Below are 25253 nucleotides of genomic sequence, written 5' to 3'. Positions count from 1 at the left end.
GATTCCCTACTGCTGCCTCCCGTAGGAGTCTGGGCCGTGTCTCAGTCCCAGTGTGGCCGATCACCCTCTCAGGTCGGCTATGCATCGTCGCCTTGGTGAGCCGTTACCTCACCAACTAGCTAATGCACCGCAGGCCCATCTGTAAGTGACAGCTTGCGCCGTCTTTCCCAACTCGACCATGCAGTCAAGTTGCGTATCCGGTATTAGCATTCGTTTCCGAATGTTATCCCGGTCTTACAGGCAGGTTGCCTACGTGTTACTCACCCGTCCGCCGCTAACCTTACCCGAAGGCAAAGTCCGCTCGACTTGCATGTATTAGGCACGCCGCCAGCGTTCGTCCTGAGCCAGGATCAAACTCTCCATAAAAGGCGAAATGGCGGAGCCATTTGCGCCCAATGAATTCGCTTGTTAGCTCATTCAAATACTAGCTTATTTAAAACATTGTTGAATCTGACGTGATCCATATGTTCAGTTTTCAAAGAACTTGTCCGCACCGCGTATTTCTCGGTGACAGGTGTATATATTATCAGCTTTCGTCGACCGCGTCAACACTTAATTTCACATTCTGTCGAATGTTGTTTGTTATTGGCGCGTGTCTCAGAAGCGACAAGAAATAATTTAACACATCTGCAAGCACGATGCAACTTGTAAAAAATGACAAAGGGCTGTGCCGGCTTTACTCGCCGACACAGCCCTTATAACACAAAAGTTTACTCGCCCAGTAAACGAGCCAGCTCAGCTTCGTCCTCAATAACCGTCACGCCGAGATCACGCGCTTTGGCCAGCTTGCTGCCCGCGCTCTCGCCGGCGATAACAAAATCCGTCTTCTTCGATACGCTGCCGCTAATCTTCGCGCCGAGCGCCTCCAGCTTCTTCGCCGCTTCATCGCGCGTCATGCTCGAGAGCGTGCCTGTCAGCACGACAGTCTTGCCGCTGAAGACGCTATCCGTGCGAACCACTGCCTGCTGCTCCGCCTCAGCCTTCACGCCAAGCGCGAGCATCCGGTCGATGCTATCTGCCGCTACCGGGTCTCTGAAGTAGCTGTAGATACTCTCGGCCACGATCCCGCCCACGTCAGGCAGACCGATAAGCTCCTCGACGGTCGCCTCGCGAACGGCGCTCAAGCTGCCGAATTGATCCGCGAGCATCTTCGTCGTCGCTTTGCCCGTATTCGGGATGCCAAGCGCGAACAAGAAGGCTGCCAGATCGCGATCCTTGGACTTGTCGAGCGCTTCAAGCAGCTTCTTCGCTTTGCGGTCGCCGAAACGATCCAAGCCAATCAGCTGCTTATACGAAAGCGCGTAGAGATCCGCCGGATCACGTACGCCGCAATCATCAAACAGCTGCTCCGCCGTCATGATGCTGAAGGACTCAATGTCCATCGCATCGCGGGAAGAGAAGTGCGTAATACGCCCGATCGTCTGCGGTCTGCAGCCGAGCTTATTGCCGCAGAACAGATGCGCCCCGCGCAGCTCCAGCGGCGTGCCGCAGGACGGGCACTCCGTCGGCGTTACAATCTCACCGCCCGGCTCATCGTCCACTTTGCCGAGAATCTCCGGAATAACATCGTTGGAGCGGCGAATGAACACATGCGTACCCAGCGCAAACTTCAAATTCTTCCGCTCGATGTCGCCCATATTGTTGAGCGTACAGTTCTGTACCGTTACGCCGGCAAGATCGACGGCTTCGACTCGCGCCACTGGGGTGATTTTGCCTGTGCGGCCCACTTCCCAGGAAACCGACTCGAGAATCGTCGTCGTCTCTTCCGCCTCGAACTTAAACGCAATCGTTATATATAGGTCACATATTAAGAAATCCAATGTAACCGACATATTATCCTTAAATACATGTATTTACTGTATTGCACATCGAAATTTTTGGTTTACGATAGTATTGAGTGTCCGAAGAAATCAAAGTCTTAGACTGCCGCTGCTTTTACTGAGCTAGCAACCCCCAATATCTTAATGAGGCTGTGCATTTGATTCCGCAGCAACCTCATGGGTGTTATGTATTGGACTTTCGTATCCGTTAGAGCTTAATCGACTTCAGGTATCAAGCTCCAATTGAATGATGCGTGAATACAAGGGTATGAAGTCCATCACTGAGAATGTGATTATCAAAAGAGCTCATTTCATATTATTATTGTAATCAATGCTTCCTGTACTATCTCTATAAAAAATGGATCTTTTCGAATTGTATCTTCTGAATTAATGATAAAAAGTCTTATATACGCTTTCATTTGATTTGTTTGTACCTTTAAGTCTTAGGCAGTGTCATCTAATAAAAAAAGAGTCGGCTTCAGCTTTGAGGGTCACATGCAGACAGATATTGAATTTTTTAGCTATAATGGGGAAAGAAACTTCTAGGAGGAAATCTTAAATGACTAACGTTGTTTCTGAGTCTAAGAAAAAAGACAAGCCCCAAAAGAAACGAATGGGAACTAATATGTTCTCGCGAATGAATTACCAGGTTCAACGCGGGATGAAGGAAATTTATACAATCCGAAGCTTAACCCTCGAAGAATGGATGTTAATTGTGGAATATTTCGATCATCATTGCGCGTATTGCGGGATAAAAGACACAGGCGATACGAGAAATGGTCTGGTGGCCGATCATATCGTTGCAGCTGCAGACGATGGTGACTTGATTCTTGGTAATACAATCGCGGCCTGTCATGATTGTAACGATACAAGGGGGAAATCCTCTTGGGAGAAATGGGTGAAGAAAAAGAATAAAGATAAAGACATCGCACAAATGAGAATTGAGAAAATTGAGCAATTTATGATCGATTACCCTTATACCGGTCCAAAAATCGGAGCCATGAGTAGGCTCACGCCAGATGAGCTCGAGGAATATTCAAGAATTTTGCACGAATGGAGTATTCTATGGCAGAATGCGAGAAAGCTACGGAATCGTGTCAAAGAACGTCTGAAGCAAGAGCTAAATGTTTGAAGTTAATAAAACTCAAGACTGGATTTGTTAATCTTACACGGATATCTGAATTGCTACACTGTCAAGTTCCGAATAATAAGTATTAGACTGCCTGTAATTTAAAAACTAGTGGCAGTCATGGACCGGAAATAAAGACCTAAACTGCCGCTTGTTCATTAAAGTAACGTCTCCAGTTAGTTGAATACGTTACGTGGATTATTCACTACTTCATCGGATCGGGAGCGCGGATTGATACGGATACTGAGAGACAATTTCTTCAGATGGCTTGAAGATGAGCAGAATTAATAATTGTGAGAGAAAAACCAGAAGGTTCTTCTCTTTTTTATTAATATATGGTAATAGTGGATTTAGGGAAAGTTACCAGGGGAGGAAAATGCGATGTTTAATGTGGATATGGAGGAGTATATTAAATACCAACACAAATATCCTGATGTATTAGGGAAGGTTGCGGAAGCATATAACAAATATGAAGAAGCTCACCCACCAATTTTTCTGACTTTGAATCAACATCTTAAAATATTCCCTGTTTTAAATTCTTGGAGGATTGAAATATGTTACATTTGGGATTTTTGCCGAATGTCGATGATTTGTGCTTATACCATATATAAGGGAGAATTTTACGATAAATTTAAGGTTGTCCCGGGCAAAAAGTTGGATAGAGAAATTGATCGGGAAATGATCTTCGAACTCCAAAAGTTCGAATATTATTTAGAGAATGTAATATACAGGACGTTCTCAATTTTAGAGAAATATGCACATGCGGTAAACCTGGTACTCGACTTGGGTTTGACCGAGAGGGAAATTTCCTATGCACGAGTAAAGAGCAAGTTATATAACGAACATGGATCGCATGAGCTTACGCGTGCAATAAAAAGGTTTGAGAAAAACGAGGAAGTCTTAAAAATAATCAGAGAAACAAGAAATGCTTTAACTCATAGACAAGATCCCTTAAATCCTTCGTTCGTAAACGAGGATTTAGAAATTGAATTGAAAGAAAAACTGCCAGAGAGGCCGGAGAAAATTACAGCAAATATTTACGCGCAAAAGGATCCGTTTCTTAATACAGACAAGTTTTTCAAGACAACAGACACTTTCTATCACATGCTCACCAAATTTATAGAGCACTCACTGCTCGAAATTCCTCATGTACTGAATGACCGTTTTCAAGAAGAACAAGCTTTTTACCGTGATCAGCATACGAAACTGTTTGGTCCGTTATAAAGCAATATGTAGGGGAGAAACCATCCTTGCTTTTTTATTTGTCGAGTGGTAGTTCCAAGATGACTCACTGACAACCCCGCCAATGTTAGCATGAAGCGCAGTCGGGTTCTTGGTCGGATCGTGGTAGGGTTTTAGTAGAAAACTCCCCTGATAGTTACGGATATCACGGGAACCGAACGGAAATCACCAATACACAAAAACCGAAGTGCACCAACACTTTAGGTCATTACTCCCACACATGGGTTATCAATGGAAACTATATAGTATTATCGCTTTCCTTCGGAGGCGGGAAGAAAACGATGAAAAGCACAAACGCCGAGAATCCTTATGTATCGAGGGTTCCCGGCGTTTTTATTGCAATCATCGAGGTCTTGGTTTTTGGTAGGAAATCATAAATAATCAGGTGAAATTAAAGGGCATCTGTTGAGCATTTTATCGAGTGCGCTGACAGCTTCGGCATGCAATGTTTTTTATCATCTTGTATCTCCACCATTTCGGCCAATATCCTATCATATTCTAGAAGCCGTTACCTATTTCCTTTGTTATACTAATCTGCCCGTTACTTCAATGGAACAGGGAGCAGCGCCGCGGCGACCTGCTCCCTGTTCTGGCTGAGCTAACGTCTCCCGGTTACTTCAATGCAACACCCGTAATTTACTAAATTCCGAAATGAATAATTAATTGGTCATTGTTTGAGGCTTTAACAGCTAAACTCAACAAAATTTCTAATTCACTTTGCATTGCTTCTCGCTCTATCCAATTTCTCGTCTGCTCCCAGTAGCCCTCTTCATTCTCCTCTTCTTTCCAAACAGTATCTCCTCTTAAACTAAATGTGTCAGGTGCTTCTTCGATTAGTTTAAGCCATTTTTCTAATATCTTTATTAGCTTCTCTGCTCCCGGGTTTTTTATAACTGTTACCCCATAGTAGTTTAATCCTTTGTGACTTTCTCTTGTTTCGGGATTATACGATGGTAGCCAGTTCAAAAAGTCCGTCAGATATTGGATAGTTTCATCAGATACATTCGTCTTTTCAGCCCATGTATTCCGATGATTTGTGTACCATTCATACCTGTCATTCAAATCAAAATCGCGACTAAGAAGAAAAAATTCGTGGGTCAAGCTCATACAAATCACCTTGGATAGCCCGTGTTAATTTATTGGTATTACAGAATCTATATTACCACACATTGGAAGTATCCTGCCCGTTACTTCAATGAACAACGACAGCCGATCGTGTGAACGGCTGCCGTCATGTTGTGGTTGCTATCGTCTCCCTTTAGTTTAGCGAGGCTACTGTTCCGGGCCCAGTGGGCCACGATTTGTTTAGACCGAACCATCCTGGGACCAGAGTGAGGGATTGTTTAGCCAACCAGGGACACCAGTGTCGCTCTTTTCACAGATTGTTTCAATTATCAGTTTAATCTTTTTGTCCAGGTCTTGGATGAGATCCTTACGTAGATAATAATTCATTGCCGAGACGATAGAATTTTGATATTTTTTTACCTGCTCATACTTCGGCTTATTATGCACCAAATGATTTCTACTTTGAATCAAATGGCCAAGAGTTGCAGCTGGTTCTACACCTTTAATAAATGGATTTTCCACATTTTTTAGTTTTAAGATCAAATCAATTTTTCCATCAACACTCATTTTTTCTCCAGACGAATCCCAAATATCTGCGTAGTATTTATAACCGAGTTCGTTAATGAAGCTTTCTAAGCAAGAGGCACCCAAAATAACAGCACTTGCGCTTTCTTGATATATTTTATCTAGTTTTGGGATCAGTTCAACTTCATGCTTACATCCCTGATAAAGTGCGTTTACTGCTTTTACGTGTGCAACTAGGCTATTAAAAAAAATAGGAGCACCAAGAGATTTTGTATGATATTTTCCTTCTTTTATTGTAAAACTTTCAAAGCGAGACAGTTGAGGTGCCTTATTCTCCGTAACTTTGCTTGGTTTATAATCTTTAAGTTTCTCCACATGTATTTCATAAAGCCTTTCAAGTAAAGGAGTTCTAATCGAATTAATCCAATCATAATGCTCTTGGATCTTATCAATGAGGGCTGAAGTATTTCCCTTCTCCGAAACCCACATTTCATGAAGTTGAGCACGTCTTTCATATTCTTGATCAAATACTTCAAGGTCGACTACTTGGGATGTAAACTTGCCATAGTGACGACCTTCAACCGATTCAAAATCGGCAAATTTCCACTGATAAAAATTTCCGTTTTCATAAACGATGAAGTGTGGGTTTAATTCAAGTTTCGGATCCACCGCATCGATTCCATTTGAGCTAAAAAGAAAACGGTTCTTTGAAGATAAACCTTCCACTATAGCATCCGATTCTTCCTCGCAAATATATAACGGAACTGTACTAAATAGTAATTCTAGTATTCGTGTGCGATATACTGATTCATTTAAATTATGCATCAGTGTGCCATGTGGAATAATGATTTTTTTTTCATTTAGTGCTTCTGTAAGTTTTTGCTTATCGATTTTGTCAAAGTTAAAATTCCAAAACCCACCTCCCTGATTAAACCCGTATTCCCTGCAATCCAAATATTCAATTGCAATAGCTTCTACCCACCAAGCAGGCATATTGTCCATTTTCGAAAAACTCCTCAACTCAAATATTGACTCTGTTATGCAGCTTTGATTATTGTGCCGCATGAATGGCTAATGGCAGGTTATCATGGCGAGATCGTCCGGCCTGACCGGAAACGTCCAGGACGAAGAGCTGAGGCGGCCTGAGCCGGTTCACTTCGGAAGATTATTATAAACATTATGTACAGCGGTTCTTAGTATGCTATAACCATTCTCATCAATTTCGAGGCTTGTAGCTCCCAAGTCAACAGCATCGTATTTTCGATCAACTAAACGTTTACTCCAACACCAGAGAGGAGGATCAATACTGTACCCTGTCTCCCGAAATACATTGGTTTCTTCGAAATCTCGTCTGTTTTGGATATCATCGATTGTTAAATCTACATACTCACCATATTGGGTAATAAGCCAAGCGTGAAACTCGCGGCCATCGGGTCTCCATTCATAAAATATTGGGTAGTTCCACCTTGCAGAACCCGCAACAACGTAGCTCCTTATATTATGTAAGGCTAGTAATTCTTTTGCTATTAACGAGGCGTATAAACAAAGTTCTCCCCGTACATCCCCAGCATTTTTAAAGCCTCTGACAATACTTCTTCTAACTAATTGTTTAATGTCTTCAGGAGTGCTACCTTCGGTTGGCACTTCACAACATGAGCTGTATTCTTCATTTGAACCACATGGACAATTCATATTGGGTTCACGTTCCTTTCTAGGTCTTAACTATTAAACGAGATGCAGCCGGCATGCCACAATTTCAAGGGTTGCCCGGCGAAGCTCCATACGTCGAACCCATACACGAGGTCTTCTCGTTCGCTGAAGAGGAGTGTTTGTAAGGTCATTGAATGCTTGGCGGCAGGACTTGCAGCCGTAACGTTGACGTTTGACCTCTCTAGCACGCGTTTTTACGACATACTCCCCAAATCGCACAACAGCACGGGTTTGGCAATGCGGACAAACAAGCCCACATTTGTACTTCTGCTCTTGGATTTCATCAATGGCACGTATGGGAGACGATACACCTTTGGTTTGGGATTGCAAATAGTGAATACGCTCCTGCTTACCGCTATCGTCCAGTGAATCAGCAAGCTTTTTTAGCTCTCGTAAATCCATAGGCATATCATCCAAACCGAATTGTCACCTTAATTGTAGAACACTCGTTCGTGATTATTGAATATCAACTATGAGATTTAACATAGCCATTTTTATAAATATAAGCGCCGACTTAGTATGTGTAAGAAACCTCCAGTTGCTTTTTCAACTCCTTATTTTGGGCTAAAAGTTCTTCATATCTTTCTTTGAAATTTTCATTCTTTTTTAATTCAGCAACTTCCTTTTCTAGCTTTGTTATTTTAAGCTTCTGTGCCTCAACAATAGTTTGAATTGTATCTTCAGATCTTGGGTTATTGTTACGAATTGAATTGATCTTATTAAACAAAATTTGGTTATTGTACAAAAAGGAACGAGAAACACCAGTTTTTTTTGATATAGAATAGAATGTGACCTTCTCATTTTTCTTTTTCATCTTATCAATTTCAAGTAGTACCAATTCTACTTTTTTAGATGTTTTATCTTTTGCCATTGCTACTATAGCAGAAGTGTTTCTTTTCGTCATGATACTTCTTCCTCTTCTACTTTCTCGATAATTCTAATAAGAGATTTTTCAAGATCCTGATTTATTTGTAGTATTCTCTCGTAACCATTAAGCTTCGCAATATCCAAGTCTTGTCTCGCTCTTAATAAGTGGTTCTTGTAGACATGTATATACCTAGAATCCGGTTGAAACATCTTGCAATTATAGCAGCAATTCGCATGTTGGCATAATCCACTGCTTGCGGGCTTATAACAAGAACCATTCGGCAATGGAATGGCCACCGTGTCTTCTATCTTAGCTTTAGGCACATCTTCAATGTGTCCAATATTTTTAATCATTTGGCTTTGCTTTTCTAAAAGCGGTTGCATAGCATCTAAATATATATCGTTGTGAATCTCGACATAATGTTTTAAAACACCTACGCTTTTTTGACCAAGCAATCTTGAAATCGCAATTGGATCAATTCCAAGTTCAGCATAGTTAGTAGCAACCGTATCTCTAAACCTGTGTACTCTAATATTAAGAGGCTTTCCACTCTTGTCTTTAAGTTTACACTTATACGATAAACGTTTTAGATTTTGATCAATTACATTTGGTTTAATGATTTTGTTGTTCTCTAAAGAAAAAATGTATATAGCGTTATCTCCGTGATACTCACAAGAGGTCTTTATAGCCGCCGTTAATAGTTCCAAAACTATTCCTTCAACGGGAATAACATTATATTTATTTGTTTTGAACTGTTTATAAGTCAAATAATCTCTTCCATCTTCACTCTTTCTGAGATTTTCAATTTTAAAAGAACATATTTCGCTAATTCTACTTCCAGTGTATTGAAGGACACATAGTAATCTTGCAATCTGTATTGGGATTTGGTCTAAATGACGATTAATTTCCCTTAACTCTTCTTCTGTATATGGCTCACCAGTTTTATCTATTACTTTTACAATATCGTTGCTTTTTATCCTCACATTAGGATCTATTTTAGCCCACTTCATAAATCTAATCGTTTCAAATAGTTTATGGACAGCCTCTACTCTTCCTTTAATTGTTTTAGGTTTTGCCCCAGTTTCTGTTTTTAAATACGCTATATAATTATGCAGCATGTCATAAGTAATATCTTCTATGTTGTTTACAAACGGGAACTTTTTCGTTAAATATCTAGAAAAAGTAGTCAAAGAATAAACACGCACTATTGCCGTACCAACTGCTTTCATTTTTAGTTCATGCCAGCATAGTTTCTTAATCATCTTCTTTATTCCTGGTTGGGCTATTTTAGTAAAAGAAATGCTTTTATTTGCCGAGAAATCTTCCAAATTAACCTTAAAAGGCATTACTGAAAATACCCATTTATCGCGTTCAAAGTATTTATTCTTATTTTCAATAATTTCTCGGTATAAATAATCATATATTTTTTTTAGTGATCTCAAAACTTCTGAGTCTACAAAATAAATATCCTCTTTAATATGTTTATTTATCCTTTTAGCGATTGCCATGGTTGATTGCTGATTTCTTTCAAGTGTATTTCTAAAACCACTTACCAGTTCCTCTTTGTCGTAGTCAAGTAAGCTCTGTGCATGCGAAAATTTTTCATTTGAAAGGTATTGAAAAATTCTTTTGAACTCACTATAGAGATAATTTATTTCGGGGCACATCTTGTCCTGCATCAATTGTTTTGCAAAAAAAAATTTAACTTCATCTCTAATATTATCGTTTTGTATTATAGTAAAATCAAAAGATCTGTTTTTGCTTTTGGTAATAATTCTTTCATTATTTTTCATATTCCTTTTTAAAACATCGCATTCCATGAATATCCACACGTCTTTTTTAAGATACGATTCACATTCTAAACTATCCATCAATTTTACATATAAATACGATATATCCCCCTTGCTATTAACCGTAGTCTCCAAAGCTTACCCTCCTAACTTTGCAATTAAATTTTCGAGGTTCTTTTTCACCTCTTCATTTGTAGCTATTTGCATTATCCAGTCATTTTTATATGACTCTTCAAGAATATGATCTGTTTCTATTAATTGTTGTCTTAAGATATCCAAATAATTCGCATTTGTACCAAAATGATTGCAAGTAAGACATGCATTTGCATGTGCACATTTGCCCAATTTTACTGGGAGTGTACAAATCCCATTGGGAAGGGCCTGCATGTTAAACGCTTTATCTAGATAATTCAAAATAATCACAACCCTTTCACTTTTGGGATCAGGAACTATCTTGTCGCCATTCTTATCAAAAAAGTCTTTGTAGCTTTCTTTAATATCTTTTTCTAAAATATCAATATATGCTATAGTCATTTGAACAGACTCATGATGTAATGCTTTCTGGATAATAAATAGTGATATTCTATGTTCATGCATTTCTGTTCCTAGCCTATGTCGGTATCCGTGAATATCGATTCTATAATTCTCACCGGTTGAGGATTTTATTTCATGATCTTCAAATTGCTTGTGTATTTTCTCCCTGAAATAACCGGATTTCATTGGTAATTCAGGATTTCTTTTTGACTTAAAAACATATTCCACGTTACTTTCATAACACTTCTCTTTTATATAGGAATCTATCATTACATATAATTCAATAGGTATTGCACTAAACTGCTCTTTTTTCATTTTTGTAGAATAAGTTCTTAGTAAACATCCCTTCGAATTTGTAAATAATGCATCTGATTTAATTGTTAAAGCTTCACTGATACGGACTCCAGTACAATAAATAATTAAATAAATTAACATTAGATCGTCTGGAATCCTGTCTAGAATATTAAAAATTTGGTTAACAATATATTCATCGACAGTCCGGTTCACATGCTTCTTATTACGCTTTATTAAATCCGTTTGGTATAGTATCGGATCATCAATATTACTTGTTTCATATAAATAGAAAAACATATCCTTTAGATCATTTAAAATTGACCCTTGCATTTTTTCCCCATATTCCTCTTTAATGAAAATAATTATTTCTTCCCTTGGCACTTGTTCGATCCCATTTTTGAAATTAATCATAATCCGTCTAATCATGTAGTGCTTTCTTAGAATGGTGCTTAATGTGAGTGAGGTGTCTTCAATTAGATGCCTAATGTAGACTTGCTGTAATTTTTTATTTTTTCCATTTGTTATTCCACGAAAGGAAATGCTTTCCCTTAGATCGATCAGACTTAACCTACTCTCTTCTATTTTCAACTTTGTTAGATCCCAAAAATCACGATCATAAAAAAATGGGTTGATTTTTTCATCCTGAAAAATCCACAATAAATTCAGAATATTAACATTAGGCCCGATTTTCTTTCTATTAGATTCACTTTTATAAATTTCTCTATCATTTTTCTCCAAATATATTTTATACTCATCTATGGTTATTTCTGTAATCTCATTTATTTCGTAATCTATGCAGTAATCTATTAAAAGTCTAATTGGATACAAAACAAGACTTTTAAATGTATTTTTTTGTGTAAGTCTTTCTTCGCATTGAATGAGAAAACTTTTGAGATCATTTTTAATGTTCTCCGGTAGACCCGCAAAAGAAACTATGCCGCTGTTATTTCCCAAGTATACATTTTGCTTGTCAATAAGCCATCTATCATAAGTAAATTGCTCTTTCTCAGACGAGCTTATTAACGTATACCTAATGACACGCCATATAATCTTCTGATTATTCGAAGCTCTGTTTGTCTTATCCCTATGTCCATCTTCAATACCAATTTCCATCAAAAAATCTTCATATTTTCTGATGGCTTCCTCTGATATGTCTTTGATTGTTAAAATATCTTTATAGCTAAAGTATTCAATTAAATAGCGAATCGGATATATATATGTTTTTCTATTATTTTTTTTAGACATATCTAATTCAGTGGTTACTGATTTTAAATACTCTTTAATCTCCTTTTTCAGTTCTTCACTTTTTACTCCTTGTAGATCAAATGTTGATAACTCAATGTACCTTGGGTCACCAAAATACACTCGGACATTATTTTGAGGACTTTCCGACATTTTGAGGATATCTTGTTTCCAAAACCGCTCATTTTCAAGATTAATAATTTTATTCTCTATCGTACGGTCACCTCTTGAGTAAATCTTTTCATGTATTCTGCGGACTCTTGCTTCGATTCATAAAACTCAATTGCCATATCCCGCTTATCCTCATTCGTTACATGTGTATAAATCATTGTGCTTTGTATTAGATTATGTCGCAGCAGTTCCTTCAAGCTCATCAAGTCCAAACCAGATTTTTTACGTTCAGTTGCAAAACCATGTCTCAGCATATGTGGATTTACTTTTATTCCACTTATCAGCGATAAACGTTTAAATAAGTCCTCCACTGTATTTACTTTTATTGCTTCACCAATATTTCCGCGATAAAGGTTTACAAATAGCATATCATTGTGAACATCCAAGATATCTTCTGTCAAATAATCTATTAATAAACTTATAACGTAATCCGGCATAAATGCGACTCCTTCAGAATGGTTTTTTACCCTTGCATCATTCGGTAAGTTTTCCCTATGCGTGATGTAAATGCTCCCATCCTGTGGTTTACAATCTTCAATATGTAGACCTATTACTTCACCAATCCTTAGTCCGCATTCAAACATCAATGCTATAATCAATTTATCTCTACGGTTATTACAGGCTTTGTATAAAATATTATATTGTTCCCGTGTAATAAACTCATAGCTCTCGTCTTGAACTGTTTTTAGTTTCAGAATATTTTCCCGTGTTGTAGATTTCTTAGTAGTCTCATGTAAGAAGCCTTTATAACTTTTAATAGTTCCCATCTTTTCCTTGTAAAATTCCACCTTAGGTATCTCTTTATTATTAGCCAGAAATGTGTACATACCCTGTACTGCTACTAACATATTGTTAATAGTCGCATTCGATCTTGTCTTTCTATTACGTCGAAAAACCTTAATATTCGATTGAGTGTTATTGCCTTTAAGCCATCCAATATAATCAACAAGAATCTCAATAGCTCCTTGTTTTGCTTCAAATATTGAATATACAGTAAGTCTATTTTTCTCCAAAAATTCGCAATATATTTTCAAAAAATGAGCATAAGTTTTCAAAGTATATGGCGATCTTTCCAAAGAGTCCAAATACTTAAGATACTTCAATACTGGTTCAATAACTTTATAGTTGTTATCCAGTACTATATATCGCTTGCCTGTTCCGGTTTGGATTGTTTGAACTTTCATTAAGAGCCTATTCCCCCTTTATTATTTAGCTTGAGGCAGGATTATTAATTTATTAATGTCAATTGCATAATAGAAAGCCGAATTAGAAAAATCCCAATCCTTCATACCTTTAATTTCTGTTACTAATAACAACCAAATACCTTCTGCTTCTAAATCTATTTCTTTGATCTTCCCCACGACAGTATCGCCGAATTCACCTGTTATCTTAACCGCTTGACCAACACTCAATGTTTTAAGATTTTTACGAAGGTCTAAGTTGGTGTTTTTGATATATACATCTCCAATAGACATTATCTTTCACCTCGTTTTAAAAAATCGATGCAAGATTTTCCGTATAGTTACAACTTAAATTTTGGGTAAAAGGATATAAAACACATAGCATCATTGAACTAACAGGTCAACAGATGTATTATTGTCTATTATATCAATAGTAATATCGTTTAACTAAAAGGTCAATTTTATTTCGAAATCTTATACTTAACTAATTGATATAATCAAATTAAGGAATGCTTTAAACTTCAAAGGAGGAGTTATTATTAATTACACTGATTTAATTAAGAGCTACATAGACAACTCTGGCTATAAACTTGATGAGCTCTCCAATTTGCTGGAAAAGGAGGGGGTGTCGGCATCTAAAGAATACTTAAGTAGATTGCAAAATGGCAAAAAACCCCCTGCTTCGGAAAAGCTAAACATTGCCTTAGCCAAAATAACTGAAAATGACCCAATGCCTTTATTAATTTCTGCAGTTATTCATAAAGCACCTGAAAATATAAAAAGTGCCCTAAGTGGGTATTTGGATATTTTCTACAGCAAGAATGACCTTTCTATGCAACTATCCAAGGCTGCCTATGAAGTGAATAAAAAATTCCCCGACTTTACTAAAGGAATTTATGATGAAGAAGTTTTAATGAAAGATGATTCCTATAGGAGGTACAAAGAACTTTCTAAATCATTTTTCAAGAAACATTTCAAAGAAGAAATAAATATTACTAATGAAGATCGAAAGTTTTATTCTCAAAAGAGAAATACTGAACAACCTTTAAAGGTACCAATATTAAAAACTATTAAATATAACCAGCCAATAATTAATGAAAAGTATGTATCTGAGTGGACATACGTACCAAATCGTTGGAATTTAACTGAAGATGAAACATTTCTATTAAAGGTTCCTGATAACTCAATGGAAAATAGCCGTATACATGCTGATGATTTAGTCGTAGTTAAAATATGTTCCGAATTCAAGGATGGGGATATTGTAGTAATAAATTCAAATGGAGGGGATGCAACTCTAAAAAAAATCAAAAACATTGATAGCGACAAAGCCTGGGTCTATCCTTCTAACTGCAAGAGCTTTGAACCTAAAATAATTGAATTAAAAAAAGTCAGGATTATTGGTAAAGTAATTCAAATTCAAGTAACCCCCCAGTGAATTTGAGATATCTTAGATATGATTTTGTCGCAAATAAGAAAAACCATCAAGCAATCTGGTTGATGGTTTCTTTCCTTCTTCTCCTCCAGAATCTCCTCGTTTCATTATTTTATGATTGAGGAGATTTACGATAGAGCCAACAGTATCAAGAGGTTAACCAGTTAACTGACAAAAATGAAGAGTTCCTTTGCCAACTCCAATGCCCACAATAACATAGTAAATTTTCTATATGTCTGCACAAATGGTGCTAGGGTCCAGGGCTGTCCCAAGCGTCTGGCAGGCATGCATAGCCTCTCACGACGACCGACAATGACACGGTAAATATACCGATAATGCTCAGTACGAAGAAATGCCTATCGCGACCCGCGACGTTGCCATATTTAATGTCCATTTGCCAGAGCTGGTTTAGTCCCGTTATGACCCGGTTCTCTGGCAGTTTTTGAGGATGCTTGAAGCGCTTCTTCCGCTGTGGCTGCAGGATATCTAGCGCCTTACACAGCTAGTAACGCTTCTTATGATTGAGCTTTAGTCTATGCTGTTTCCACAAACATGCCGTAAGCATTCTATAGATGAGCCCCAAAAGCCATTCCTGGATTTGCTCGTCGCTTATTTTCTCCCCCATCTCCGTGAGGGAATAACCGGGAACGGGTTTCCCACGCCTACCTGTAGTTGCCTTTGGATACTGTAACACGCGTTTCAATCGGTCATAGTACGTGGACGAAGCCAAACCCCATGATGCGCAGCACAAAGGCTGCTGTATATGAACATGTCGGCTATTTCACATTTTTCGGATAAGCAGGGGTTGGCTTTTTTACAGCTCACGGAGGATCTCGATCTCTAGATCCATTTCTCCCATCATCTTGACTGCTTTCTCGTATTTCTTCTCGACCCCGATAAGGCGTTTCAGCTCTTCAGCCTGTTCCTGGGGATAAGGATGATCTTGTTCGCCGTGCTCTTCGCGATAAGAGTAACACCATATTTTCTGGAAACAACAGCTGCCTAAATCCCAGACAAGACCTCTTGTGCAGCTTTTTCTCTTTGTTTGGACATTTTCCCCATTGCGCTCATCATCCTCATGTACTACGTGTACATTTTCGTGATGGAGGACTCCAACTTAATTAGGGGGCTGTGGAGATATGCGTCCTCAGTACGAAGTGGCACAACTAACAAATTAACTCACTTATGCGGTGTGAGTACGAATTATATGGCTGACCTTACAACTAGCTTTCCAGCTCACTCCCACTGGGACAATTCTTCATACGAATCAACTTGAGAACGGTCCGCTGGAAAAGATCTTCTTAAATAGTCCCTTCCTCCGTCAACAGCAACTTTTCCACATCGACATACTTTATAATCATGACTAAATGTAGATTCAATGATATCATCACAAGAAAGACACCGTATCATGTTTTGAAGAATTTTTTCCACTTAACATCTCCCCCTTTATATGAAAAACCCTTGCTTCGGAGCTTTTTGAAGTTATCATACATAATCCCAACATGTTGCTCCATACAACATCACCCATTAAGATCCTTTTAAAGTCCTTTTAGTTTTAATAATTAAATAAACCTCTAACTGATAACAATTCGTTCCAAGTTCGGGTATAATGTAATTGAGGTGACTGCTATGAAAGATAAAATGATCGAACGTTTTTTGAAAAAAAAGTCTGAACTGTATTCGAAAATGTTGGCCGACGAACAAGAAGATCTTCGTAGCAACAAAGAAAAACATACCGCTGCTTTCCTAGCAACAGATACGGCAGCCTTTCATAAACCACAGGCTTGATTACTCGAGAGTTTAAATATATAATGATGGTACTGAGGGTAGTGATCAGTGAAGAGCTGACTTCTATCGAAAACCCTTAAATGGGCGAAGCTGAACGGAAGAAAGGTCCCGGCGATGAGCTGGGGTCTTTTTTTGTCATTGAGATTTTGATTGAGTGTATGCCCGTTTCTCTCTTTGTAGCAACATGGACCTGCTGCTGTGTAAGAATCTCTTCACGGCCATCTTCAAGCAAACATCATAAGTGCCATCATTTTGCGGTGATAGTAGGTATATTTTATCGTCACTCATTATTATTCTTCCTCGAATTTCCACTTCGACATCCTGGGGGCCTAAAAGCTCCTTCGTGACTATTCTTTGCACCCTTTCAAGATTTAATTGAACAGCTCGTCGCTCAAACCGAATTCCTGCTTCCTCCAACTGCTTGCGCAACCTCTACAGAACTACTGGTGGTCCTTTTCAGACAGCAGTCAGATCCAGTATTCATTTTCCTCTTGAACCTGGAAATTGATGTTTTTTGCTATGCTTGGTCGCTTGTTTGGATTCTTAGGTAATTTTTTCATCAACGCCGCTCGATTTGTGGCAATTGTGGCTTGGCTCGATGATTTTCTTCCTGCTTTCCAACCGGTTCTGAACCCTTCTGAAGCAATCGATCGAATCACAGCAAGTGAATCCATCTCAGATTCGAACCATCGCTGTATTGTCTGTTCTGATACGTCTAATATCTCTGAGACTTCTGACGATGTATATCCTTTTTCAAGCATTTTTTTTGCTGTTTCCAATTGTTGCTTTTCGAGTTGCTTTTCGAGCAAAAACTCAAACTGTGCTATTTGATCCGCCCGTCCTTTTTCACGGAGCTCGGTCATCCGACGAATTTCTTCATCCTCACTTAGTAAGTTACGTTTTTCGCTGGCCTTATTATTATCCATTATCCACATCTCCCCAGGGAACTAGTAAAAGGAGCACTACCAATGGAACTCCTTTCCGGTCTTGCAGATGTTCTTTTAATATTAAGTGGTCTTGCAGGAGTCCTCCTTAGCATATTGTGCTGGTATTTCAGGACTCACCATCACAATTGGATGAGATATCCACTCAGCTGCCTCTCTTTTCAAATTCGCGCTGTTCTTTCTGCTTTTTTATAAACTCACTGACATCGGTAGTGTCTATCGAACCAGGTATAGTTGGCACAACATAGTGGCCGCCATGTTGATCAGCGATTTTATCAATCTCATCCCAAACTTCATCTAGATGTTTCTCTTCGTGCTCCTCATATTGTAAGACGACATCAGGGTCTTGAGAAAGTCGGAATAATTTTTCTGCAGTTTTTTTAATCAACGGGTCCATTTCATAAATCATCTCTAAAACCTGCTGCTGTATAAGAATCTCTTTACGACCGTCTTCAAGCACACGGACATAAGTGCCATCTTCCTGCGGCGAAAGTAGGTATTTTTTATCGCCGCTCATCATTATTCCTCCTCGAAACTTTTGGTCGATAGGCCTTATAGAGTACTTATCACCAAAGAATTTGAAACACCTTACTTGATATAAACACCATGAGGCAATGATTACACAAAAATTATCAAGCGTTTCTTCTGCATATGAATGTGTAAGCCTTAATTCATTATTATACGCTTCAAGTATTCCTATTTCGGAGGAAGACTTATAAAGATTTAAATCAACTATCCACATCTTGATTAAACTACTAATTCTAAGATCCTTGCATTGTTCTTGGTATCCCTTTAATAGCAGTACCTCGAATAAAGTTATTCTTAAAGTCTTCTCAATTAATCCCCTGTATCCGGTAAGAACAAGTTGTTTGGAACTTCTAGATTTTGCGTCCTGAATTTCTTCATAAAAATCGACTAGATCCTGATATAAATAGCTCGATTGATTCAATTTAATTAGTAGACTTTTTAAATTCATTTTATATATCCTCATGGTGTTTATAATTAAATGGAGTAATAATGGTGACCCTTATAATTACCTAAAAAAGTTCCCATTTTATCTAGGGAACGGCTATCTCTTCAAGAATCCTTTAGTTAACGTAGGGTAAAGACCGGTATGTTTTTGGAGGTTTTTCACCTTGGCCTATGTGAATCACTTTTAATTTGGGATATGTATTCTCAAATTCATAACTTGCTTCGCTTTCTTGACTTGTGGTGCAAGTGAATTTCGCGTTTTTAAGTTCCCCGGTCTCTGCATTCCATACTACCAACCAATAGTTCTGTATTTCTTCCATTCCTCTCACCTCATATAATTTATCCATCAGAGACTTTGTTAGAATCTTTTCGGCTTTGCAATCCTTGTATAACATTATATCACCACTAATACTTATTTGCTTATTAACTTGTTACCAATATACGTGTTAATTGATTGCAATCTATTGCTTACACTCGAACTAGGGGTGTAGCAATTATGTCTGATATTTTAAGAATGGTCGGCGATAAGATTAGGGAGTATAGAAAAGCAATTGGTCTCTCACAAGAGGAACTTGGTGAACGGGCCGATGTTCATTATACATACATCGGTGGGCTTGAGCGTGGTCAAAGAAACATTTCACTGGCGAACCTATACAAGATTTCGAACAGCTTGGGCATATCGATTAGCGAACTTGTTGACATTGATAATCCCAAAAGCCATGAAGCCAAAGATATGGTTATAGAAGGAATTGTTAACTTACTTTCTGAACATAACGAAGATGAAGTGAAAATGGCTTCTGATGTTTTACACCGGATTTTCCAGATAAATAAAAAATCGGCTGACTAAAAATGATTTTTTTGTATGGTGAAACTAAATGTTTGGCATTTGAACTTAGTGGATAAGGCCACATCCCGATGAAAAAGTGAGCCAGCCTTTCGTTTATATAGAGGAGCTGGTGTGATGGGCTGCTCGCTACTCTATTGGAAGTTTTAAGTGCTTTTTCGGTCTATGTAGTTGTTACGAATTCTCCTTAATCACACGTCGTTACAGATATTCAAATGGATCATCGAGGTGGGCGAGGGCATCAGATTTTTGTTGAACCCATTTGACTACCTAGGAGTCTGTCAGAAGTATTTATGTACATTAACTCCCAACGAAAGTGAAATTAAGGTTGCTATATCCAAATTAGTAAAACTGAGGATTCAAGAGCAGAGGACTACATGTTTATCGGATAGAACAATGAAAGCACCATAAATATGTGATCACTGGTCGATTCGAAATGTAAACCGGAAAAGATTGAATATTCTCGGATAATCAAGTATATTAAGTTGTAAATAATAATCACGGAATGCGGAAGCACCGCAGATATTTACCTTTAACGGGTGAAGTCTGCGTTTTTTTGCGTTCAGTTGACAACTGGAGGATGAATATAATGAATTGTTGTGCCCTCTGTTCCAATGAAACCGAGAAATTGTTTAGTCATATGACCCATGATCTAGGATCACTCTGTATTGAATGCTATATGAAACTACATGGTTCATGCGGAGTATGCAGTCAACACTTCTTACCTTCCGAACTCAAACTAGATGTTACTTATCAAATCCTGGCAAAGTTCATCGGTTTAAGCAATAAGAATCTCATAGTATGCGACAATTGCTTTGATGCAACTCTCCAACAATTGCCACATAAGTTTGCCTGACTGAGGCATCGGGGTTTCCGGGCAATGTAGTAAACCAACCTAACCGCTTCTTCCATCATGAATCAATTTTGGTATACTGGAAAGTAGGACGTAGAAGATTATAGGTGCAGATTTTATCTGCCACATCAAGACTAAAGGTGGTCACTGGAATTATTCACTAATTCATCTTCGGACAACTAAACGCCTCTTTAGAAGCAAGTCCGCCGAGTATTTGTTTGAAATACACTCCGTATCTGATCGGGCGTGAGATTGAGTACGTTTTGTAAAGCCTTGAATAACTAATGCATCTCAATATTTTTTGAAGGGGTGATCTTATCCATCTCCTGAGGATGTGAGATTAAGTGATTCAAAATAAACTAGATTAAACTAGTCTAAGTTAGACTAGTTTAATCTAGTTTATTTTGAGCTATGTGGTCGAGGAAGATGTACGCTTTGATTTGAGTAACTAAGGAAAATTGTTATCTCCAAGGATATATATTATTTAGATATTCCCTTTTTGTATCTATAAATTCTTCAACCCATTCGATAGCGGATTTAATTACATCATTTTTATTATTTTCATCATAACAAAAGTTCTTAATGAATTTAAAATCAGCCTCGTAATCGCCTTGCATCCAGGTATCTCCATGCCCTTCCCTTCTTAACCAAATAGCGGGAAATCTATTTATCGCACAGATTTTTGCTTCATCTATCTGACCTGCAGCATAAGACTTTTCAATAATAATGAATCTGGATAAGCTGGCATATGTCAACATCTTCTCTTCATTACTAGAAATATCGACCTCGGCTTGTTTTTTTATAAAGATCGGATTATAGCCCCTTTCTTGAACTACTTTCCCTATTTCCTCAAGTTCTTTCATATATTCGTCTGGACTATCTTTTCCTAAAATTAATACGGTACTTTTTTTACATTGTTCAATCCATATTTCATGAGTAACTTGACCTTCATTGCCAATTGAAGAACTAGAATAAACTTTTCGACCGAGCTCTTCAAGCTCTGGTGTTTTCTTAGGCTTTGTAATATTAACATTCGGAAAATAAACTATTAGTGTTTCTCTATAGAACTTCTCGGTTTGTAATAATAAAAATAGTCTATAATAGTACTCTCTTTGTTTAATCACTTCTACAAATCGTTCACAATTAATTCTTTTGGGGACATACTGTGTCATAATATCGTCTTTATTTAATTCAAGCAATCTACACAAACTGTATAAATCCTCAAGGGAATAATACTGATTTAAAAAATCAATTAATTTATCTTGTTGCGAATAATCTAAACTAAAATGTGAATCCAAAAAGCTTCCCTCCATCTCCATCATTATGTAACTTTAATCTTATATAATGAGAATCAGCTTTTATGTTATCTGGAACTAACAATGTTGTTATAATATATTGAAAATCCAACCCTAACTTTTCCATGTCTTCTATATAAGTTATTATTCTCTTATAGACTTCAGGATCAATGTCTCTTACGTTTGGGGAATCATGAACCAAAAAGCGGGGGTGCATATTGCCATCCTCATTCGATATTCCGAGCAATGCAAGATCGAAAGCTATTACTTTCATAATATTTGTGGCATCACCCTTGTCTTCGCTTCTGAATTCATCATTATTATGAATACTTACCTTAAAATTTGAAGCTTTTGGAGATAACTCTAAAATCCCGAATTTGGTTTTATTATAAAGATATTCTACCACTTTTTTGTAATCTTTCTTTAGTTCTTCTAACCGTTTATCGAATGATTTCTTTTCATTTTTTAATTCCAACAGTTTTTCTTGAAGTTCTGATTTACTCAAATTCCATTTTTCTTCAAAAGTATCAATATCCTTTATTAAGTTGGATAAATTATCAAGCAATGCACTTTCTTCATATAGCACCTTTAAGCGTTCCTCAACTTTATCAAGTGAAGCAATTAAGTAGTCTAGATCAACATCTGATTGTTTGTTAAGCTCTGCTAATTTAGTTTCAACTTCTGTCTTCATTAAAACAAGCTGACTCTTTTGAACAAGTGCTCTGGTATATGCTTCAGATAACTCCATTTTTTCATTGTCAAGAACAGCCGATAAAGTCTCAATAGCAACATTATTTTCATTTGCGATTTCACAATCATCCAATTCATGTTCTTTAAGCGGCTTCAAGCACGTCGGACATTTCTTATACTCAAAATTTGAAAACCATTGATGAGTCTTCTCTATAAGGTTTAAAGATTTCTTTTCTTGAGAAATTTCATTAAGCGTAGCTTTATAGTTAATGGCTCTTGAATCAACAATTTCTATTTGTTTTTCAATATTCACTAATTCTTTACGCAAATTTTCTTTATTTACGTATAAATTGTCTAGATAATCTTGCAGCTTCTTAAATTTAGTCTTAGACTCCATATTTGCAAGTTCAAGCTGTTTTATTTCGTCATTTATTTCATGCTTCTTAATATGCAATTCTATTTTATGTGCTTTTGTTTTATGTTCGACATACTTTCTAATTACTTGATATTCGGATTTAGCTTCTTTTTCTTCCTGTTCTTTCTTTTCTACTTCTTGATTGAGTTCTTTTAATCTATCCGAAAGAAGACCAGTTATAAACTGGAGTCTTGTCCTTTTTACTTTAGCTGATTCATAGTTAGCCAAGGGTTCATCTATCTTTTCAAAGCCACTACCTTGGACTCTAAAAAAGGGGTAAATAAACTCTCTAATATTAATCACTTTCTCATCTTTAAAATAGTTCTTATTATCAAAGAGTAAGTCTTCTAGATAGCCTTTATACTCATCTAAACTTTTTTTATCACTTTCAAAGCTTTTGTTTTCAATTAATCTGTCTATTACCCAACCATCAAATACTTCACAAGTTTTACCTGATATTATTTTTCTTTTAACAGTAAATCTTTTAATTCCAATACTTAGCTCCATTAGCAAGAAGACATTCTCTAACCTTTTTTTTGCAACCACGGACTGAATGAATGTGTTTGACCCAAGACCATAGTTGAGTAAATTAACGAATGTTGACTTTCCAACACTATTTATACTCCCTAATCCACCAATATCTTGGGCATAAACAATGTTAAGCCCTTTTCTTAATACAACATCAAAGCCATTCAATTGAGGTTGAGTTGTTATTCGATTAATAAACAAGCTGTTGTTTTTGTTCATCCTATTAATTCCCCAGAATAACCGTATATTTTTTGTTTTATCACTGAGACTTCGTTACTTCTAATATATTGAACAATAATGTTAAATCTCTCATCCACAAGATTTAATTCAAGTTCATTTATTAGATTGATCAATATCTGAGCATCAAAATTTATAAAAAAATCATCATTTTTGTCTCTTTGTATCATATCCCTAGCCAGTAACTCACTGAGGGATCTTTGAAACCTATCATTATATATATTCACCAAGTATGGCGAGAGTAAAGAGTCTAAATTTTGAAGGTCTGATTCCTGACATAGTCGCATATACGATTTCATATTTTGTTTTTCTAAGAGACTAACCAGGACATTGGTAAATCTAAATAAATAAACCGCGATTGCAAGTTCCTCTAATTTTGCCTTACCGAATTTGTTTAATACTATAGCTAAGTATAGGCTATTGATTACTACATTTTCTTCAACATTAATGTATTGCTCATCCATATACACACCTACTCATTAAAAATAAAACACTGAAACATAGTCTCGAATATCATTCCATAAAGATAATCTTCTGCTTCATCGTCTTCTTGGTAATCGATCGGTAGGTATTCAAACAACTCATTTAAAATTATCGTCAATCTATAATCCGCACTATAATTTTTAGGTGGACAAATTGGAAGTATTCGGTTGTTATAAATATGTCTAATCCTTTTTGTTAAGTCCTCGTATTTACCAAAACCAAGCTTTTGGGCTTTCCTTCTTAATACAGAATTTTCATTTCTTTTTTCAATAGCTAGTTCACGATTGCTTTCAGAAAATTTAGCCCTATTTTCAAGTTTATCTTGAAACTTAATAATCTTTCGGTGATCTTCATTTTCATCGTTATTTTCATCGAAGTTATATGTATCAGGATTAGATTCGGCTTCCTCAATTTTCTGTAATAGCTCTTTGTACAAATTGCCGAATTTCAGTGCTACTTTATAATCAAGCTTACTTAGTTTTTCCCCTAGCGCGGGAACAAATTCGGTATTTTGATATATTATTCCCTTTGCCGTAGTAATTAAATTTTCTTGAGCACCTAGTTGACATATTCTTTCAACCAGGGCCTCAGCCTTTTCGGGATTAGTTGACTTTTCCGAGTAAATGTCTGCTGGGTTTATATAGTAGTTTCTAGCAAGACTATTCCACTGGGTTGTATTAAGCGATAAGCTTATCAACTCATCTATTAGGTCTTGTTTTATCATTTGGCTTATCAAAAAAGATACACCCCTAAAAGAATACTAACACAATCATTCTACATATTCTGCCAAAAACCTTCAACTCATTATCAAAAAGCTTTTTTGAACTTATGAATTACGTTTAAGGAGTGCAAAATCCTTATAATACTTAGATATGCCGAGGACGGGAATCGAACCTGTAGGATGGTCACCCACCGCAGGATTTTAAGTCCTGACGTAGTCTTCTTGTTACTGTTTCTGCATCAAGGAAAGATCGAGCATAACACATTTTAACCACGCGGGTTAAATTTTATGTTCTTTTCACTCAGCGTTCAGAAAATTGTATATGAAGTCATGTTAGCAAAAACAAAAGACAGCAACTATGAGTTACTGTCCTTTTTGGATGAAAGCGAACCCTTCACTACCAACTATATACTCCCCTATCGTTCTATACTTAACTTATACAACGACATGAATTAACATAATATGCTTTTATTAATAAAT

At 37.1% G+C, this 25253-nt stretch carries 20 protein-coding genes, 1 rRNA gene and 2 pseudogenes; 5 read left to right on the top strand and 18 right to left on the bottom strand.

Features of this window, described 5'->3' with window-relative positions:
* Together A8990_RS13790 and ligA are read right to left on the bottom strand one after the other, a co-directional pair.
* Window positions 1-366, bottom strand: a 16S ribosomal RNA gene (locus A8990_RS13790); the annotation flags it as partial.
* A 344-nt stretch (window positions 367-710) separates the two neighbouring features.
* Window positions 711-1787 (bottom strand): annotated as a pseudogene (gene ligA, locus A8990_RS13785) (NAD-dependent DNA ligase LigA); the annotation flags it as partial.
* 592 nt (window positions 1788-2379) lie between these two features.
* On the opposite strand from ligA, the gene A8990_RS13780 reads away from it, so the two are divergent.
* Window positions 2380-2952, top strand: coding sequence for an HNH endonuclease (locus A8990_RS13780; protein WP_116189617.1), 573 nt, complete (start codon window positions 2380-2382; stop codon window positions 2950-2952).
* Window positions 2953-3330: 378 nt separating this feature from the next.
* Window positions 3331-4173 (top strand): Cthe_2314 family HEPN domain-containing protein, encoded by an 843-nt coding sequence (locus tag A8990_RS13775; protein ID WP_116189616.1) that lies wholly within the window; start codon window positions 3331-3333, stop codon window positions 4171-4173.
* A gap of 657 nt (window positions 4174-4830) precedes the next feature.
* Here the strand turns inward: A8990_RS13775 and A8990_RS13770 are convergent.
* The 9 genes and pseudogenes from A8990_RS13770 to A8990_RS13735 all read right to left on the bottom strand — a co-directional run bounded on the left by A8990_RS13770 (window position 4831) and on the right by A8990_RS13735 (window position 13865).
* Window positions 4831-5298 (bottom strand): coagulation factor 5/8 type-like protein, encoded by a 468-nt coding sequence (locus A8990_RS13770; RefSeq protein ID WP_116189615.1) that lies wholly within the window; start codon window positions 5296-5298, stop codon window positions 4831-4833.
* Window positions 5299-5496: 198 nt separating this feature from the next.
* Window positions 5497-6783: a hypothetical protein gene (locus A8990_RS13765; protein ID WP_116189614.1), complete on the bottom strand. Its 1287-nt coding sequence runs from the start codon at window positions 6781-6783 to the stop codon at window positions 5497-5499.
* Between the two features lie 150 nt (window positions 6784-6933).
* Window positions 6934-7473 (bottom strand): hypothetical protein, encoded by a 540-nt coding sequence (locus tag A8990_RS31250; protein ID WP_147306810.1) that lies wholly within the window; start codon window positions 7471-7473, stop codon window positions 6934-6936.
* Between the two features lie 84 nt (window positions 7474-7557).
* A pseudogene (locus A8990_RS13760) lies at window positions 7558-7893 on the bottom strand (transposase); the annotation flags it as partial.
* Window positions 7894-8005: 112 nt separating this feature from the next.
* A complete protein-coding gene (locus A8990_RS13755) occupies window positions 8006-8395 on the bottom strand; it encodes a DUF6262 family protein (RefSeq protein WP_116189613.1) in 390 nt (129 codons plus the stop codon).
* Window positions 8392-10284 carry a tyrosine-type recombinase/integrase gene (locus tag A8990_RS13750; RefSeq protein ID WP_116189612.1) on the bottom strand — a complete coding sequence of 631 codons (1893 nt, stop codon included), beginning with the start codon at window positions 10282-10284 and terminating at the stop codon, window positions 8392-8394. The genes A8990_RS13755 and A8990_RS13750 overlap by 4 nt, the downstream gene beginning before the upstream one ends.
* Window positions 10285-10287: 3 nt before the next feature.
* Window positions 10288-12372, bottom strand: a complete 2085-nt coding sequence (locus A8990_RS13745) for a tyrosine-type recombinase/integrase (RefSeq protein ID WP_116189611.1) — start codon at window positions 12370-12372, stop codon at window positions 10288-10290.
* Between the two features lie 56 nt (window positions 12373-12428).
* On the bottom strand, window positions 12429-13574 hold the full coding sequence (locus A8990_RS13740) for a tyrosine-type recombinase/integrase (RefSeq protein WP_116189610.1): 1146 nt from the start codon (window positions 13572-13574) through the stop codon (window positions 12429-12431).
* 21 nt (window positions 13575-13595) lie between these two features.
* Entirely contained in the window at window positions 13596-13865 is a 270-nt protein-coding gene (locus A8990_RS13735; protein WP_116189609.1) for a hypothetical protein, read from the bottom strand.
* Window positions 13866-14196: 331 nt separating this feature from the next.
* On the opposite strand from A8990_RS13735, the gene A8990_RS13730 reads away from it, so the two are divergent.
* Window positions 14197-15006, top strand: coding sequence for a LexA family protein (locus A8990_RS13730; protein ID WP_147306809.1), 810 nt, complete (start codon window positions 14197-14199; stop codon window positions 15004-15006).
* 1233 nt (window positions 15007-16239) lie between these two features.
* On the opposite strand, the gene A8990_RS32745 is transcribed toward A8990_RS13730, so the two are convergent.
* Entirely contained in the window at window positions 16240-16434 is a 195-nt protein-coding gene (locus A8990_RS32745) for a DUF7695 domain-containing protein (protein WP_116189607.1), read from the bottom strand.
* Window positions 16435-16632: 198 nt separating this feature from the next.
* On the opposite strand from A8990_RS32745, the gene A8990_RS31540 reads away from it, so the two are divergent.
* Window positions 16633-16791, top strand: coding sequence for a hypothetical protein (locus tag A8990_RS31540; protein WP_181909575.1), 159 nt, complete (start codon window positions 16633-16635; stop codon window positions 16789-16791).
* A gap of 467 nt (window positions 16792-17258) precedes the next feature.
* On the opposite strand, the gene A8990_RS13715 is transcribed toward A8990_RS31540, so the two are convergent.
* Window positions 17259-17717: an RpnC/YadD family protein gene (locus A8990_RS13715; RefSeq protein ID WP_181909574.1), complete on the bottom strand. Its 459-nt coding sequence runs from the start codon at window positions 17715-17717 to the stop codon at window positions 17259-17261.
* Between the two features lie 163 nt (window positions 17718-17880).
* A complete protein-coding gene (locus tag A8990_RS13710; RefSeq protein WP_116189604.1) occupies window positions 17881-18711 on the bottom strand; it encodes a hypothetical protein in 831 nt (276 codons plus the stop codon).
* Window positions 18712-19203: 492 nt separating this feature from the next.
* Here A8990_RS13710 and A8990_RS13700 point away from each other — a divergent pair, with 492 nt between their 5' ends.
* The gene (locus A8990_RS13700) at window positions 19204-19554 is read left to right on the top strand and encodes a helix-turn-helix domain-containing protein (protein ID WP_116189602.1); all 351 of its coding nucleotides are present in this window, start codon (window positions 19204-19206) and stop codon (window positions 19552-19554) included.
* Window positions 19555-20865: 1311 nt separating this feature from the next.
* Here A8990_RS13700 and A8990_RS13695 read toward each other — a convergent pair.
* The 4 genes from A8990_RS13695 to A8990_RS13680 are packed head-to-tail and all read right to left on the bottom strand — an operon-like array spanning window position 20866 to window position 24788.
* Window positions 20866-21702, bottom strand: a complete 837-nt coding sequence (locus tag A8990_RS13695; protein ID WP_116189601.1) for a hypothetical protein — start codon at window positions 21700-21702, stop codon at window positions 20866-20868.
* Window positions 21686-23551 carry a DUF2326 domain-containing protein gene (locus A8990_RS31535; protein WP_181909573.1) on the bottom strand — a complete coding sequence of 622 codons (1866 nt, stop codon included), beginning with the start codon at window positions 23549-23551 and terminating at the stop codon, window positions 21686-21688. Before A8990_RS31535 ends, A8990_RS13695 begins: the two co-directional genes overlap by 17 nt.
* Complete coding sequence (locus tag A8990_RS13685; protein WP_116189599.1) at window positions 23548-24033, bottom strand: hypothetical protein; 486 nt, start codon at window positions 24031-24033, stop codon at window positions 23548-23550. Before A8990_RS13685 ends, A8990_RS31535 begins: the two co-directional genes overlap by 4 nt.
* A gap of 8 nt (window positions 24034-24041) precedes the next feature.
* Window positions 24042-24788, bottom strand: a complete 747-nt coding sequence (locus A8990_RS13680) for a hypothetical protein (RefSeq protein WP_116189598.1) — start codon at window positions 24786-24788, stop codon at window positions 24042-24044.
* Window positions 24789-25253 lie beyond the last annotated feature (465 nt).

This window comes from Paenibacillus taihuensis, from assembly GCF_003386535.1.
Classification (GTDB): domain Bacteria; phylum Bacillota; class Bacilli; order Paenibacillales; family Paenibacillaceae; genus Paenibacillus_Z; species Paenibacillus_Z taihuensis.
The sequence above is the reverse complement of the archived record's forward strand: the minus strand, read 5'-3'. Positions and strand labels throughout refer to the sequence as shown.

Coding starts and splice junctions, on each gene's coding strand:
- A8990_RS13780 (WP_116189617.1), top strand. CDS start 2,380: ATGACTAACGTTGTTTCTGAGTCTAAGAAAAAAGACAAGCCCCAAAAG.
- A8990_RS13775 (WP_116189616.1), top strand. CDS start 3,331: ATGTTTAATGTGGATATGGAGGAGTATATTAAATACCAACACAAATAT.
- A8990_RS13770 (WP_116189615.1), bottom strand. CDS start 5,298: ATGAGCTTGACCCACGAATTTTTTCTTCTTAGTCGCGATTTTGATTTG.
- A8990_RS13765 (WP_116189614.1), bottom strand. CDS start 6,783: ATGGACAATATGCCTGCTTGGTGGGTAGAAGCTATTGCAATTGAATAT.
- A8990_RS31250 (WP_147306810.1), bottom strand. CDS start 7,473: ATGAATTGTCCATGTGGTTCAAATGAAGAATACAGCTCATGTTGTGAA.
- A8990_RS13755 (WP_116189613.1), bottom strand. CDS start 8,395: ATGACGAAAAGAAACACTTCTGCTATAGTAGCAATGGCAAAAGATAAA.
- A8990_RS13745 (WP_116189611.1), bottom strand. CDS start 12,372: ATGTCGGAAAGTCCTCAAAATAATGTCCGAGTGTATTTTGGTGACCCA.
- A8990_RS13740 (WP_116189610.1), bottom strand. CDS start 13,574: ATGAAAGTTCAAACAATCCAAACCGGAACAGGCAAGCGATATATAGTA.
- A8990_RS13735 (WP_116189609.1), bottom strand. CDS start 13,865: ATGTCTATTGGAGATGTATATATCAAAAACACCAACTTAGACCTTCGT.
- A8990_RS31540 (WP_181909575.1), top strand. CDS start 16,633: ATGAAAGATAAAATGATCGAACGTTTTTTGAAAAAAAAGTCTGAACTG.
- A8990_RS13715 (WP_181909574.1), bottom strand. CDS start 17,717: ATGGATAATAATAAGGCCAGCGAAAAACGTAACTTACTAAGTGAGGAT.
- A8990_RS13710 (WP_116189604.1), bottom strand. CDS start 18,711: ATGAATTTAAAAAGTCTACTAATTAAATTGAATCAATCGAGCTATTTA.
- A8990_RS13700 (WP_116189602.1), top strand. CDS start 19,204: ATGTCTGATATTTTAAGAATGGTCGGCGATAAGATTAGGGAGTATAGA.
- A8990_RS31535 (WP_181909573.1), bottom strand. CDS start 23,551: ATGAACAAAAACAACAGCTTGTTTATTAATCGAATAACAACTCAACCT.
- A8990_RS13685 (WP_116189599.1), bottom strand. CDS start 24,033: ATGGATGAGCAATACATTAATGTTGAAGAAAATGTAGTAATCAATAGC.